The sequence below is a fragment of the Streptomyces sp. NPDC001634 genome, assembly GCF_040298185.1.
Lineage (GTDB): Bacteria > Actinomycetota > Actinomycetes > Streptomycetales > Streptomycetaceae > Streptomyces.
Genome location: NZ_JBEOZU010000006.1, coordinates 14971 through 27498, shown reverse-complemented (window position 1 = coordinate 27498; position 12528 = coordinate 14971). Strand labels below are relative to the sequence as shown.

Here is a 12528-nt window from a genome sequence, read left to right as displayed (position 1 = left end):
GTGGGCGGTGGTGGGGACGGGGGTCCTGTGGGGGGTGGCGGAGGCGGGGCCGGGGGAACCCCGCCTCCGCTGGGCGGCAGGGCGGCTCAGGGTGCCCTGCCTCCCGGTTGCGGCGAGTAACGGGGAGCCTCGCCGCTCGAGGGACGGTTGCGTGGTCGTGGAGGTCAGAACGTTCATGACACCGGCTCCGTCAGAACGCGGTCCACGGGTACCCCTGCCGTGACCGTCACGGCGGCGAGGTCGAGGTCGGCCGGGGTCGGCATCACGCTGCCGGGCAGCTGAACGGCCGCGGCACCGTGAGCGACGGCCGAGGCCAGGGCCTCCGGCCCACCGCCGCCCGCGATCAGGAAACCGGCGAGGGAGGAGTCACCGGCGCCGACGTTGGAGCGTACGACATCGACGCGGGCGCTGCCGAACCACGTGCCGGCGCCGTCCACGAGCAACTGTCCGTCAGCGCCGAGGCTCGCGAGCACGGCGCCCGCGCCCATCTCCCGAAGCTCCTCGGCCGCCTTGACCGCGTCGCCCACGGTGGCCAGGGGGCGCCCCACGGCCTCCGCGAGCTCCTCGGCGTTCGGCTTCACCACGTCCGGGCGCTCGCGCAGCGCCTCGATCAGCGCGGGCCCCGAGGTGTCGAGCGCGATCCGGGCGCCCGCCGCGTGGGCGCGGGCGACCAGATCGGCGTACCAGGACGGGGCGAGGCCGCGCGGAAGGCTGCCGCAGCAGGTGATCCAGGTGGTGTCGGCGGCGCGGTACTGCTCGCGGACCGCCTCCAGGAGGAGTTCGGCCTCGGCGGCGGAGAGTTCCGGGCCGGGCGCGTTGATCTTGGTGAGCGTTCCGTCGGGCTCGGCGACGGCGATGTTGGAGCGGGTGGCTCCGGTGATCGGGACCGCGGCGACGTCGATGCCCTGGGCGTGGAGCAGATTGGCGACGAGCGCGCCCGGCGCACCGCCCAGGGGCAGCACGGCGACCGTGCGCTGCCCGGCCGCCGCGACCGCGCGCGAGACGTTCACACCCTTGCCACCCGGGTCCATGCGTTCGCCGGTGGCCCGGATGACCTCGCCGCGGTCGAGGGACGGGACCTCGTAGGTGCGGTCGAGGGAGGGGTTCGGGGTGACGGTGAGAATCATGCGCGCACCACTTCCGTGCCACCGCGCTCGATCGCGGCCGCGTCCTCGGGGCTCAGCCCGCTGTCGGTGATCAGCAGGTCCACATCGCCGAGGTCGCCGAAGCGGGCGAAGTGCTCCTGGCCGTGCTTGGAGGAGTCGGCGAGCAGCACCACCCGGCGCGCGGCCTGGATCGCGGCGCGCTTGACGGCGGCCTCGGCGAGGTCGGGCGTGGTCAGTCCGTGGTCGGCGGAGAAGCCGTTGGCGGCGATGAACATGACATCGGCACGGATCTCGCCGTACGCGCGCAGCGCCCAGGCGTCCACGGCCGCGCGCGTACGGTGCCGCACGCGTCCCCCGACCAGATGGAGCTGGATCCCCGGGTGATCCGCGAGGCGGGCCGCGGTGGGCAGGCTGTGGGTGACGACGGTGAGCGTGGCGTCCAGAGGGATGGCCCCCGCAAGTCGGGCGACGGTGGAGCCGGCGTCGAGGATCATCGTCCCCTCACTCGGCAGCTCCGCAAGCGCCGCCTTCGCTATCCGGTCCTTCTCGTCGGCCGCGGTGGACTCCCGCTCCGCGAGGTCCGGCTCGAAGTCCAGGCGTCCAACGGGAATGGCACCGCCGTGCACCCGGCGCACGAGGCCGGCGCGGTCGAGGGCCTTGAGATCGCGGCGGATCGTCTCCGCCGTGACCTGGAACTCCTCGGCCAGCGAGATCACGTCCACCCTGCCGCCGTCACGGGCAAGCCGGAGAATCTCCTGCTGCCGCTCCGGTGCGTACATGTCCGTTCGCCTCCGAGTCATGCCCGAACGTGTGGTTTCACTAGGAGGCTACGACCGGATTTCCGAAAAGTAAACAGGTTCGGGCGGGGGTCCGGACACAAACGGGCATCGATCCTGCGGCGGGCGAAGAACGTGCATGTCCCATGCCCCACACGCGGCGGCGCCCGGCAGTTGTCGCGCAGAACGCGACCCGCCGGGCGCCACCGACCTACCGCTCAGGACAAGGGCACGGCTCAGGAAACGAGCACCGGCTCCTCGACCGCCTCCGCCTCGTTCTCCGAACCCTCCACATGCTGGGCCGGCCGCTTCGGCAGGGCGAACATCAGCAGGAAGATCACCGCCATCACCGCCACGACCCAGCCCAGCGCGTGCTGGAAGGCGTGCACGAAGGCCGGGCCCACCTGCCGCGGGGTCAGCCGGTCGCCGATCTCGCCGAAGAAGACCACCGACACGAGCCCGAGGCCCAGCGCGTTGCCCATCTGCTGCACCGTGTTGATCAGGCCGGATGCCGAGCCGGAGTGCTCCTTCGGCACCTCGGAGAGAACCGCGTCCGTCAGCGGGGCGACGATCAGGCCCATACCGGCGCCCATGACCACCAGCGGCAGCGCCATCTGCCAGGAGGCGATGGCCAGGCCGTACCGGTGGGACTCCCAGATGTAGAGGAGGACGCCCGCCGCCATCACCAGCGCGCCCGCCTGGAGCACCTTGCGGCCGAAGCGCGGTACCAGCTTCTGCACGGACATCCCGGCCGCCGTCGAGACCGCGATCGAGAACGGCACGCCCGTCAGCCCGGCCCGCAGCGCGCTCCAGCCCAGCCCGACCTGCATGTACAGCGTCCAGACCAGGAAGAAGATGCCGAGGCCGACACCGAACACCGTCTGCACCGCGATGCCCGCCGCGAAGCTCTTCACCCGGAAGAGAGACAACTCGACGAGCGGGGAACCGTCGCGCGCGGTCTTCCGCTTCTCGTACGCCACCAGCGCCGCGAAGACGACGAGCGCGCCCGCCATCGACGCGTACCCCCACAGCGGCCAGCCCAGCTCGCGGCCACGGGTGAGCGGGTAGAGCAGCATCAGCAGACCGAGGGTGACCAGGGCGACGCCGACGAGGTCGAGACGCAGGGCCCGCGGCGCCTTCGACTCCCTGATGAAGCGACGGCCCAGGGCGAAGGCCGCGATGCCGACCGGCAGGTTGATGAGGAAGATGGGCCGCCATTCGAGGCCGAACAGGTTCCACTCGGTGAGCAGTGCGCCCAGCAGCGGACCGGAGACGGCCCCGAGCCCGACGATCGCGCCGAACAGGCCGAAGACCTTGCCCCGCTCGTGCGCCGGGAAGGTGGCGTGCACGATCGACAGCACCTGCGGCACCATCATCGCGGCCATCGCACCCTGCAGGATCCGCGAGGCGACGAGCATCTCCGGATTCGCGGCGAAGCCGCACAGGGCCGAGGCGAGCGTGAAACCGCCTATGCCGATGAGGAACAGACGCTTGCGGCCGTGGATGTCGCCGAGCCGGCCGCCGGTGATGAGCCCGGCGGCGAAGGCGAGCGCATAACCCGCGGTGATCCACTGGATCTGGCTGAACGACGCACCCGCGTCCCGCTGGATCGACGGGATCGCGATGTTGACGATCGTGACGTCCACCAGGTCCATGAAGGCGGCGGTCATCACGATGGCGAGGGCGAACCAGCGACGGCGGTCGCCCGCGCCCGCAGGGCTGCTGCTGAGAGTGGTCTCGGTGGAGGTCATGCTTCGACATTAGGAGTGCATTAGGTCAGATCACGTCCTAGTTCTCAGGCATCCTCGAACTCATGACGACCGACACTCCGGCTCGGCTCCTCCAGCTGCTCTCTCTGCTCCAGACCCCGCGCGAATGGCCGGGCGGCGAGCTCGCCGAGCGGCTCGGAGTGTCCCGGCGCACGGTCCGGCGGGACATCGACCGGCTGCGCGAGATCGGCTATCCGGTCCAGGCCAGCAAGGGGGCCGACGGCGGGTACCGGCTGGTCGCCGGGAAGGCCATGCCGCCGCTCGTGCTCGACGACGAGGAGGCCGTGGCGATCGCGGTCGGGCTGCGCGCCGGCGCCGGGCACGCGGTCGAGGGCGTGGACGAGGCGTCCGTACGGGCCCTGGCCAAGCTGGAACAGGTGCTGCCGAGCCGGCTGCGCCACCGCGTGTCCACGCTCCAGGCCGCCACCACCCCCCTCACCAGTGGCGACGGGGCGAGCATCGCGCCCGAGACACTGACCGTGATGGCCTCGACGATCGCGGGCCACGAGCGGCTGCGGTTCGCGTACCGCTCCGGGGACGGAACACCCTCACGGCGCCTCACAGAGCCGTACCGGCTGGTGTCGACCGGACGCCGCTGGTACCTCGTCGCATACGACCTGGAGCGCGAGGACTGGCGTACGTTCCGGGTCGACCGGGTCACCGAGCCGTTCGCGACGGGCGCGCGGTTCGCACCGAGGGAGCTGCCGGCGGGCAACGCGGCGGAGTATCTGCGCCGGTCGATGTACCAGCGGCAGGAGACCTACGAGTTCGAGGCGACCTTCGCCGCGCCCGCGGACTTTGTCGCGGCGCGTCTGCCCCGGTGGTTCGACGCGCCCGAGCCGCTCGGCGAGGACAGCTGCCGGCTGCGTGGCGCGGTGAGCGACTCCGTGGAGTGGCTGGCGGTGCGGCTCGCCCTGGTCGACTGCGAGTTCACGGTGCACCGTCCGTCCGAACTGGTCGCGTGCGTACGGGACTTGGGGGCACGTATGACACGGGCGGCGGACGCACGAGAGCTCTGAGGGGCCCGGCTCAGCCGCTCTTCCACACGAAGTCCCGCAGGGCTTCGAGGTTGCGTACGGCGAGAGCGGCCGGCCCTTGCGGACCGCCGGCCGGTTCGTCGCCCGTGGCCCAGCTCTCCATGGCCACGCGGACGGCGGCACTGGCGACGGCGGCGGCGAAACGGAGGTCCGGGGCGATCTGTGCCGACGCTCCGTCACCAGCCCCCATCCGTACGGCCATCACCTCGGCCAGCTCCTGTTCCGCCGCACGGCAGATCTCCGCCCAGACCTTGGTGAGCGCGGGGTTGGTGTCGATGAGACGAAGAAGGGCGCGGACCCACTCCAGGGATGTCGCGGAGACGCCGACACCGGGGGTCAGCGTGCTGACCGCCGCGTGGTGCAGGGCGGCGGCGACGGGGAGATCGTCGGGGGCGTCCCGGACGGCCTCCGCCCACCTGTGGGCACCCGCCGTGAACAGCGGGGCGAGCGCCTCCTCCTTGGTAGCGAAGTAGCGGTAGAAGGTGCGCGGGGCGACCCCCGCGGCACGGGCGATGTCCTCGGCCCGGGTGGCCCGCAGGCCGTTCGCCATGAAGAGCTTCGCGGCGGCACGGGCGATCTCCATGCGGGTCGCTGCCTTACGGCGCTCGGTCAGGGAGGTGCCGCGTTCGTTCATGGATGCGCTGACGTCGTTCGCGGACGTTCCACGTTCGTTCGAGGACCTGTCACGTTCGCTCAGGGATGCGTGAGGTTCGTTCGCGGACGCGTCACGTTCGTTCATGGACGCATCACGTTCGTCCCGGGACACGCTCCGGCGGCTCGCGGACGCGCCCTCGGGTTCTTGCTCCGTGCGGCCGGACGAAGTCCTGGTCACACGCTTGGTACCGGTCACGAACGGCAGGTTATGCCGCTGTGGCACAATCTGCCATCCGGGCCGCCCCGGGGTTCAGGTCCGGGGCGACCCGTCAGCCCGCCCCTGCCCGGAAACGGCACGGGGAGACCTGCCCACGGACAGGGAGGAGCCGGGCCCCGGCGCCAGGGGGGAGTGGCGCCGAAGCCCGGCTCGGGGAGAGTCCCGGCGCCGGGGGGAGTGCGTCGGGACTCGGCTCTGCGGGGCGCGGACCCTACGGCCCGGCCCATGCCTGCGGAGGACCCGGAGGTCTTGTGCCCCGGACCCGGAGGGTTGAAGCGACGGAACACCGCCAAGTCCTACGACCAAGGCGCCCGCCGCCCGGCCGGAATCACGCCCCGGCCGCGCGGATACCGTTACGCCGCCGCGTCGAACCCCGTCTGCCGTGCGAGCTTCTTCAGCTCCAGCAGCGCATGCTTCTCGATCTGCCGGATCCGCTCGCGCGTCAGGCCGTGCTCCTTGCCGACCTCCGTCAGCGTGCGCTCCCGGCCGTCCTCGATGCCGTACCGCATCTTGATGATCGAGGCCGTGCGCTGGTCGAGCCGGCCGATGAGGTCGTCGAGTTCCTCGCTGCGCAGCAGCGTGAGCACCGACTGCTCCGGCGACACCGCCGACGTGTCCTCCAGCAGGTCACCGAACTGCGTCTCACCCTCGTCGTCCACCGACATGTTCAGCGAGACCGGGTCGCGCGCCCAGTCGAGCACGTCGGTGATGCGCTCCGCGGTCGAGCCCAGCTCGGCCGCGATCTCGGACGGCTCGGGTTCGCGCCCGTTCTCACGGTTGAACTCGCGCTGGACGCGGCGAATCCGGCCCAGCTCCTCGACCAGATGGACGGGCAGCCGGATGGTCCGCGACTGGTCGGCGATCGACCGCGTGATGGCCTGGCGGATCCACCAGGTGGCGTACGTCGAGAACTTGAAGCCCTTGCGGTAGTCGAACTTCTCGACCGCGCGCACCAGGCCGGCGTTGCCCTCCTGGACCAGATCGAGCAGCGGGAGACCGCTGCGCGGGTAGCGGCGCGCCACAGCGACGACCAGCCGGAGGTTCGAACGGATGAAGATGTCCTTCGCCCGCTCCCCCTCCGCGACCAGGGCCTGAAGCTCCTCGCGGGTGGCTTCGGCCTTGGCCTCCTCCTCACCGTCGAGGATCTGCTGCGCGAACACGCCCGCCTCGATGACCTGGGACAGCTCGACCTCCTTGGCGGCATCGAGCAGCGGTGTGCGCGCGATCTCGTCGAGGTACATGCCGACCAGGTCGCGATCGGCGATCTCGCCGCCATGGGCGCGAACACTGTTTGCCGCGTCCACGGTCTCGCCTTCGGAGGCCTTGCGACGGGCGACGGCACGGGTTGCCATGCGTGCTCCCTTGCGATGGTGGGCTAGCGGATGGTCCTGTGACGCTTCGGACACCCTTCCGGGTGCCCGGCATCTGATGGAAACAACGACTGGAATCAGGACAGAATTCCCAACCCTCGCCTCAATTTTTCTGATCATGCAGTACCCTGTCCCGCCACGAGGGAGGCACGGTGTTGCCGGAACGTACAGAGGCGCAGGTCAGACCAGGAGTCGAGGACGACCTCGAAGCCCTCACGGACATCTACAATCACTACGTACGTGAGACGCCCATCACCTTCGATACCGCAGTCTTCACGCCGGAAGAGCGACGACCTTGGCTGCTCTCCCACCCTGAAGACGGCCCGCACCGGCTGATGGTTGCCGTGGCCCCGGGCTCACAGGAGATTCTGGGGTACGCCACATCCAGCGCCTTCCGCCCCAAGCCGGCGTACACGACCTCGGTGGAGGTCACGATCTACCTCGCCCCGCACGCGACGGGCCGCGGCGTCGGCACGCTCCTCTACAAAGCCCTCTTCGAGGCCCTGGCAGGCGAGGACCTCCACCGCGCATACGCGGGCATCGCCCAGCCGAACGAGGCGTCGGCCCGCCTGCACGAACACTTCGGCTTCCGGCACGTGGGTACGTATCGCGAGGTGGGGCGGAAGTTCGGGCGGTACTGGGATGTGGCCTGGTACGAGAAGGAGCTCTAGGGGTTCGGGGCGTCGCGTCCCGGCAGTTTCTCCATCGCGGCGCGGATCATGTCCCTGACGTCGGGGACGTCCAGGCCGAGGCGGCGGAGGCGGTCGGCGGCCTCGGGGATGGTGATGCCCAGGCGGCCGGCGGCGCCACAGAGGTGGCCCAGGCGGACCGGCCCTTCGGGTTCGATCCAGGGAGACTGGCTGTCCAGGTCGGAGCTGAGCAGGAGCAGGCCGTCGCGGATGTCGTGCGCCTCCAGCTCCTCGTAAGCGGGGACTCTGAGTCCGTACGACACCAGGCGCTCAGCGACCAGGCTCGGATCCTTCCCCACACTGTGCGCGGTCACGAGCAGTTCACGAATGGAGACGTCTGCTTCATCGATTCGACGGTCCCAGAGGGCCAGGCCGGAAACGAGGAGCGCTTCGTCGAGATCTGTCGGCTGTTCGGGAAAGGTCAACGGGCCGGCCATGCCGAGCCGGCGCAGTTGGTCCATCACAGCCGTCAGTGAGATCCCGAGCTCCTCCGCCGCGTCCCACAAGCGCGAGCAGTTGATGGGCACAGACCCGGACCACCTGTCCGGAGCTCGGACGGCCCTGAGCAGCAATCGTTCCGGCTCCGACCACTCGGTCGGCGGGACGGTCTGCGGATGCAGGCCGTAGGCGCGCAGAACGGCAGCCACGGCGGACACGTCCATGCCGAGCAGCTCCGCAGCTGTCAGCAGATGCTCGTACGGAACCGTACCGCGCGGGCTGATCCACGCAGGTCTCGCCTTCAGGTTCCAGCTGAGAAGTCGCAGGTCATCGGGCCCCTGCTGCTCGGGCAGGTCGCTGACGGTCAAGCCGTACTGCCGCAACCTCTCGCAGACGGCGGCGACTGTGAGTCCCGTGCGCCCGGCCACCGCAAGCACATGCCCGGGCGGAACCGGATCCTCGGCGCCCCACCAGTCGTCGAAGTCGCCGTCGACGCTCAACAGCTCGAGGTCGGTCTCCCCGAGCATCTCCGGAAGCCCCGAGGCCAGGGAGACGTCGAATCCGTACGCTTCCAGACGTCGGACGCTCTCGGAGATGCTCAAGCCGTGCCGCAGCTGGGCCACGATGAAGTGCTCCAGTGGCACCGGATCGCCGGTGGAGAGCCAGCCCGGCCCCCCGTCCAGACGGCGGCTGAGCAGTGCCAGGTCGAGAGGATCCGGCTCGGCGTCCGGGAACCGGTCGGCCGAAAGGGGGGTCGTGTGCAAGCGTGACGCACGCAGGACGATGTTCCGGGGCGAGATGCCGGTCCGTACAGCCACTTCGAGGACGTAGCCGGGTGTCCAGCTGTCCAAGTCGGTCCACAGTCCGTAGTCGTCGAAAACGGTGCCGTCCGAAGGCATCGCAGGCAGGAGCGCGCCCACCTCGGACAGCTCGGGGACCACTTCGACCAGTCGCTCCGTCTCGCCATGGGCGATGAGACGCCACAACAGGATGTGGTCCGGCACCTGACTGGCCACACCGCTTTCCATGTCACCCCTGCTCCAGGCGATCAGCTCCGGGTCCTCTTTGAGGAAGCCCACCTCAGCCGGCCGGAAGGGACGGCCGCCAGGCAGCCTGAGTACCCGGCCGGCCCTCATGACCGCCGTGATGATGATGTCGGCGACCTTCGGGCTGGAACCGGCGACCTGCGCGACCCACTCGAAGTCGAGCAGCGGGGACGTCGAGCGGGCCAGATCGTCCGCAGCGACCCGCAGCAGGCTCTCCACGTCCTTCGACACGTCGTCGAGGATCTGCAGACGGTCGATGGAGAGCCTGGGAACGCGCGTCCCGGTGAGGTTTACGACAGCTCCGCGCAGGATTTCGTTCCGAGGCGTCCCCGGCTCCCAGTAACGCCGTCTGTGCCTTCCCCCATCCGCGAGGACCCCTCTCCGCCGCGTGGGCCTGGTAAGGATCCCGTCGACCAGTACACCGCCGCCCGTCTCGCACCAGACCACCTGCGGTGGGCCTGCGTCCGCTCCCCGCGCTCCGGGCACCTGCCTGCCGTAAGCACGCAGACTGTCCCCTTCGTCCACTTCGTCCGCGCGCCACTCCTGCCGCAGCCGGAACTCCCCGGCTTCCCATTCCGCGGTGAGCGCCCGGTGACGTGCGTACGTGTCGAACTCCGCGAACCCCAGCAGCCGCTTCAGCTCCTGGACACACGACGGCGCCCTGTCCCGCAGATACAGCCGCACCGTCGTCCCCGCTTCCCTGCGGCCGTTGACCGGCTGGATGCGGAACAGATGGTTGGGCCCGTAGATCGCGACCTTGTAGCACTCCCCGGTCGAGCCGTCCTCCTCCATCTTCCGCGTGACCACCTCGATCTCGTCGGCGATCATGAAGTAGCTGAGCACGCCGATGCCGAAACGGCTGACGGGATACATGCGGATGCCCACGGCTTCCCAGCTGCCGCGTTCGTTGCGTACGTCCGTGAGGTCCGTGAAGCGCGTGCCTGCGCGGGCGAAGACCCGGGTCAGCTCGGACTCGCCCATCCCGATGCCGTTGTCCCAGCACTCGAGATACGGGCGTCCGTCGTTCGACACATCCTGCTTGAAGCGGATCTGCCCCCGCCATCCGTCCTCGTCCGGGGTGAAGCCGTCCTCGCGTGTCTCCTCCAGGTACCTGGTGCGCGCCGCCCGGTACCGGCACGCGTCCAGCGCGTTCTGGTACAGCTCCCGGACGGCCAGGCCGGGGCTGCGGTAGAGCTGGTCGCCCATCAGCAGCGTCTGCACCCGCCGGGGGTCGACCCGGAACTTGCTGTAGCTCTCGAACATGAACCGGCCGTTCTCGTCCCGCGCGGGCTCCACGCCGTCCGCCAGGGCCCGATGGGGCAGCGCCCGCAGCGGCCGCAGTTCCTCGTCGGCACGTGCCGCGCGATGGACGTCGTCCAGCAGTCCGTCCACCTGCTCGACGTGCTGGCGCAGTGACTCCACCACCGCCTCGTGCCGGCAGTCGTCCGCCTTGAGCACCATGGATCCGTGCTCACTGGTCCAGCCGGCCTCCGCCACGGTCGTGCGGAGCTGTTCGAGGTCCACCGGGTGCGGAATGCCGAGGTTCTCCACCAGGTCGTCCGGGAGCGCGGGCGCATCCAGGGCTCGGGCACGGGCCACGGCCAGCAGCAGTGCGACCCGTTTGAGACGGAGCTTCTGCGGCACCGGAAGGCTGCCACCCGCCAGATACGTGTCGTAGCGCCCTTTCAGCCGCTCGTCCCGGCACATCTCCCACAGCGGGAGGCGCAGCCCGTACAGGAGCTGCCCGGCCCTTTTGCGGGCGAACGCGTCGCGCAGCGGAGGTTCGTGCAGCGGCAGCAGGCCCACCAGGTCCTCGTACGCCGCCCAGTGGTCCGTGCGGCCCCGCAGGTCGTGGTCGAGCCACTGGTGGAACAGCCACCAGCCGATGTCCGACTCTGCGCCCGGCCGGCTGGGCAGCCCGAGCGTGGCCCGGCGGACAAGACGTTCGTGGCCGTCGCGGCAGAACTTCTCGAACGAGGTGCGCAGGTCGTCCCCGCCTCGCTCCCGCAGGTCGTCGGGCCGCACTGCGACCCGGTCCCCCGCGGTACGCACCCACAACGTCTGCGACAGATACGGGGTGAGCGTCAGCAGCAGGACCTCCACGGGGTGGAAGTCCCAGTCCTCGTCCGTGTCGCTGCACACCAACTGGACGATGTGGCCGAGGAACCGGCCGGCGAAGCCGCGGTCCCACCATGGGTCGTCGGCGAGTTGCCGTTCACCGTCGTCGTGCAGCGCGGCCAGGACGCTCGCGATGTCCCGGGCCGCCGCGAGTGTCGGAGCGCTGTCGCGGTCCTGGGGTATACGCGTCCACAGATACGGCTGCGCCACCTGGCTCACCCAGGGGTGGGGCGCCTCTTCCGGAGCCGCGGGCGAGGACGGCAGGCCATAGTGATGGTGGATCTCCACCGATCCCACGCTCTGCGCCTGGACGGGCGACCCGTTGACCGTGCCGCCACTGATCCGGTTGTCCGTCCCGCCCCGCTCCGTCACCTCTCAAGAGTAGAAGCAACTCCCTTGCCCCAGCAGGGAAAACGCAGGGAAAACCGGCAGGACAGCCGCCTCGTGGACGTCTAGCCGAACTGCACCGACCTCTTCGCCAGCCCCATCCAGAACCCGTCGATCACCGACCGCTGCCCGTCCAGTTCTCCCGTCGCGTCCGCCGCGCCCATCGTGACGAACAGCGGGGCGAAGTGCTCCGTGCGTGGGTGGGCGAGGCGGCCCGCCGGGGACTTGCGGGTGAAGTCGAGCAGCGCGTCGATGTCGCCGGCGTCCAGCGCGCGGTGGCCCCAGTCGTCGAACTCCGCCGACCAGCCCGGCACTCCCCCGCCCATATGACGCAGGGCGGCCAGGTTGTGGGTGAAGAAGCCGGAGCCGATGATCAGGACGCCCTCGTCGCGCAGCGGCGCCAGCTTGCGGCCGATCTCCATCAGCTTCACCGGGTCGAGGGTCGGCAGGGAGATCTGCAGGACCGGGATGTCGGCCTCGGGGAACATCTCGACCAGGGGGACGTACGCGCCGTGGTCGAGGCCGCGGTCCGGGATGTCCTGGACCGGCACACCGGGGGCGCGCAGCAACTTGCGTACGGACTCGGCGAGTTCGGGTGCGCCCGGGGCCGCGTACTTCACCTGGTAGTAGTGCTCGGGGAAGCCCCAGAAGTCGTAGACCAGCGGGACCGCCTCCACCGCGCCCAGGGCGAGCGGAGCCTCCTCCCAGTGGGCGGAGACCATGAGTATCGCCTTGGGGCGCGGCAGGTCGGCGGACCAGGCGGCAAGCTGTCCGGGCCAGATCGGGTCGTCGGCCAGCGGAGGCGCACCATGACTGAGGTAGAGGGCGGGCATGCGCTCGGGCGCGGTGCGCTCCTCGATGACGGCGGCCATGGCGGCGGCTCCCTTCCGGCTGACCAGACTTACTTGAAATATCAAGCTT

9 protein-coding genes are annotated in these 12528 nt (G+C 70.2%); 2 read left to right on the top strand and 7 right to left on the bottom strand.

Annotation, left to right across the window (positions count from 1 at the left end):
• Positions 1-173: 173 nt before the first annotated feature.
• The 3 genes from pfkB to ABT186_RS05470 all read right to left on the bottom strand — a co-directional run bounded on the left by pfkB (position 174) and on the right by ABT186_RS05470 (position 3633).
• Entirely contained in the window at positions 174-1127 is a 954-nt protein-coding gene (pfkB, locus tag ABT186_RS05480) for a 1-phosphofructokinase (protein WP_351228820.1), read from the bottom strand.
• Positions 1124-1885 (bottom strand): DeoR/GlpR family DNA-binding transcription regulator, encoded by a 762-nt coding sequence (locus ABT186_RS05475; protein WP_351228826.1) that lies wholly within the window; start codon positions 1883-1885, stop codon positions 1124-1126. The genes pfkB and ABT186_RS05475 overlap by 4 nt, the downstream gene beginning before the upstream one ends.
• A gap of 233 nt (positions 1886-2118) precedes the next feature.
• Positions 2119-3633: an MFS transporter gene (locus tag ABT186_RS05470; protein ID WP_351228818.1), complete on the bottom strand. Its 1515-nt coding sequence runs from the start codon at positions 3631-3633 to the stop codon at positions 2119-2121.
• 62 nt (positions 3634-3695) lie between these two features.
• On the opposite strand from ABT186_RS05470, the gene ABT186_RS05465 reads away from it, so the two are divergent.
• Positions 3696-4670: a helix-turn-helix transcriptional regulator gene (locus ABT186_RS05465; RefSeq protein WP_351228816.1), complete on the top strand. Its 975-nt coding sequence runs from the start codon at positions 3696-3698 to the stop codon at positions 4668-4670.
• Positions 4671-4680: 10 nt separating this feature from the next.
• On the opposite strand, the gene ABT186_RS05460 is transcribed toward ABT186_RS05465, so the two are convergent.
• Together ABT186_RS05460 and ABT186_RS05455 are read right to left on the bottom strand one after the other, a co-directional pair.
• Positions 4681-5322, bottom strand: a complete 642-nt coding sequence (locus ABT186_RS05460; RefSeq protein WP_351228824.1) for a TetR/AcrR family transcriptional regulator — start codon at positions 5320-5322, stop codon at positions 4681-4683.
• A 590-nt stretch (positions 5323-5912) separates the two neighbouring features.
• Positions 5913-6911 (bottom strand): sigma-70 family RNA polymerase sigma factor, encoded by a 999-nt coding sequence (locus ABT186_RS05455; protein ID WP_351228814.1) that lies wholly within the window; start codon positions 6909-6911, stop codon positions 5913-5915.
• A gap of 170 nt (positions 6912-7081) precedes the next feature.
• Between ABT186_RS05455 and ABT186_RS05450 the strand changes: the two genes are divergently transcribed.
• The gene (locus ABT186_RS05450) at positions 7082-7600 is read left to right on the top strand and encodes a GNAT family N-acetyltransferase (RefSeq protein WP_351923708.1); all 519 of its coding nucleotides are present in this window, start codon (positions 7082-7084) and stop codon (positions 7598-7600) included.
• On the opposite strand, the gene ABT186_RS05445 is transcribed toward ABT186_RS05450, so the two are convergent.
• Both ABT186_RS05445 and ABT186_RS05440 read right to left on the bottom strand, forming a co-directional pair.
• Positions 7597-11592 carry a wHTH domain-containing protein gene (locus tag ABT186_RS05445; RefSeq protein WP_351923706.1) on the bottom strand — a complete coding sequence of 1332 codons (3996 nt, stop codon included), beginning with the start codon at positions 11590-11592 and terminating at the stop codon, positions 7597-7599. The genes ABT186_RS05450 and ABT186_RS05445 overlap by 4 nt on opposite strands.
• Positions 11593-11672: 80 nt before the next feature.
• Positions 11673-12479, bottom strand: a complete 807-nt coding sequence (locus ABT186_RS05440; RefSeq protein WP_351923704.1) for a dioxygenase family protein — start codon at positions 12477-12479, stop codon at positions 11673-11675.
• Positions 12480-12528 lie beyond the last annotated feature (49 nt).

Coding starts and splice junctions, on each gene's coding strand:
- ABT186_RS05455 (WP_351228814.1), bottom strand. CDS start 6,911: ATGGCAACCCGTGCCGTCGCCCGTCGCAAGGCCTCCGAAGGCGAGACC.
- ABT186_RS05440 (WP_351923704.1), bottom strand. CDS start 12,479: ATGGCCGCCGTCATCGAGGAGCGCACCGCGCCCGAGCGCATGCCCGCC.
- ABT186_RS05475 (WP_351228826.1), bottom strand. CDS start 1,885: ATGTACGCACCGGAGCGGCAGCAGGAGATTCTCCGGCTTGCCCGTGAC.
- ABT186_RS05465 (WP_351228816.1), top strand. CDS start 3,696: ATGACGACCGACACTCCGGCTCGGCTCCTCCAGCTGCTCTCTCTGCTC.
- ABT186_RS05460 (WP_351228824.1), bottom strand. CDS start 5,322: ATGAACGAACGCGGCACCTCCCTGACCGAGCGCCGTAAGGCAGCGACC.
- ABT186_RS05470 (WP_351228818.1), bottom strand. CDS start 3,633: ATGACCTCCACCGAGACCACTCTCAGCAGCAGCCCTGCGGGCGCGGGC.
- pfkB (WP_351228820.1), bottom strand. CDS start 1,127: ATGATTCTCACCGTCACCCCGAACCCCTCCCTCGACCGCACCTACGAG.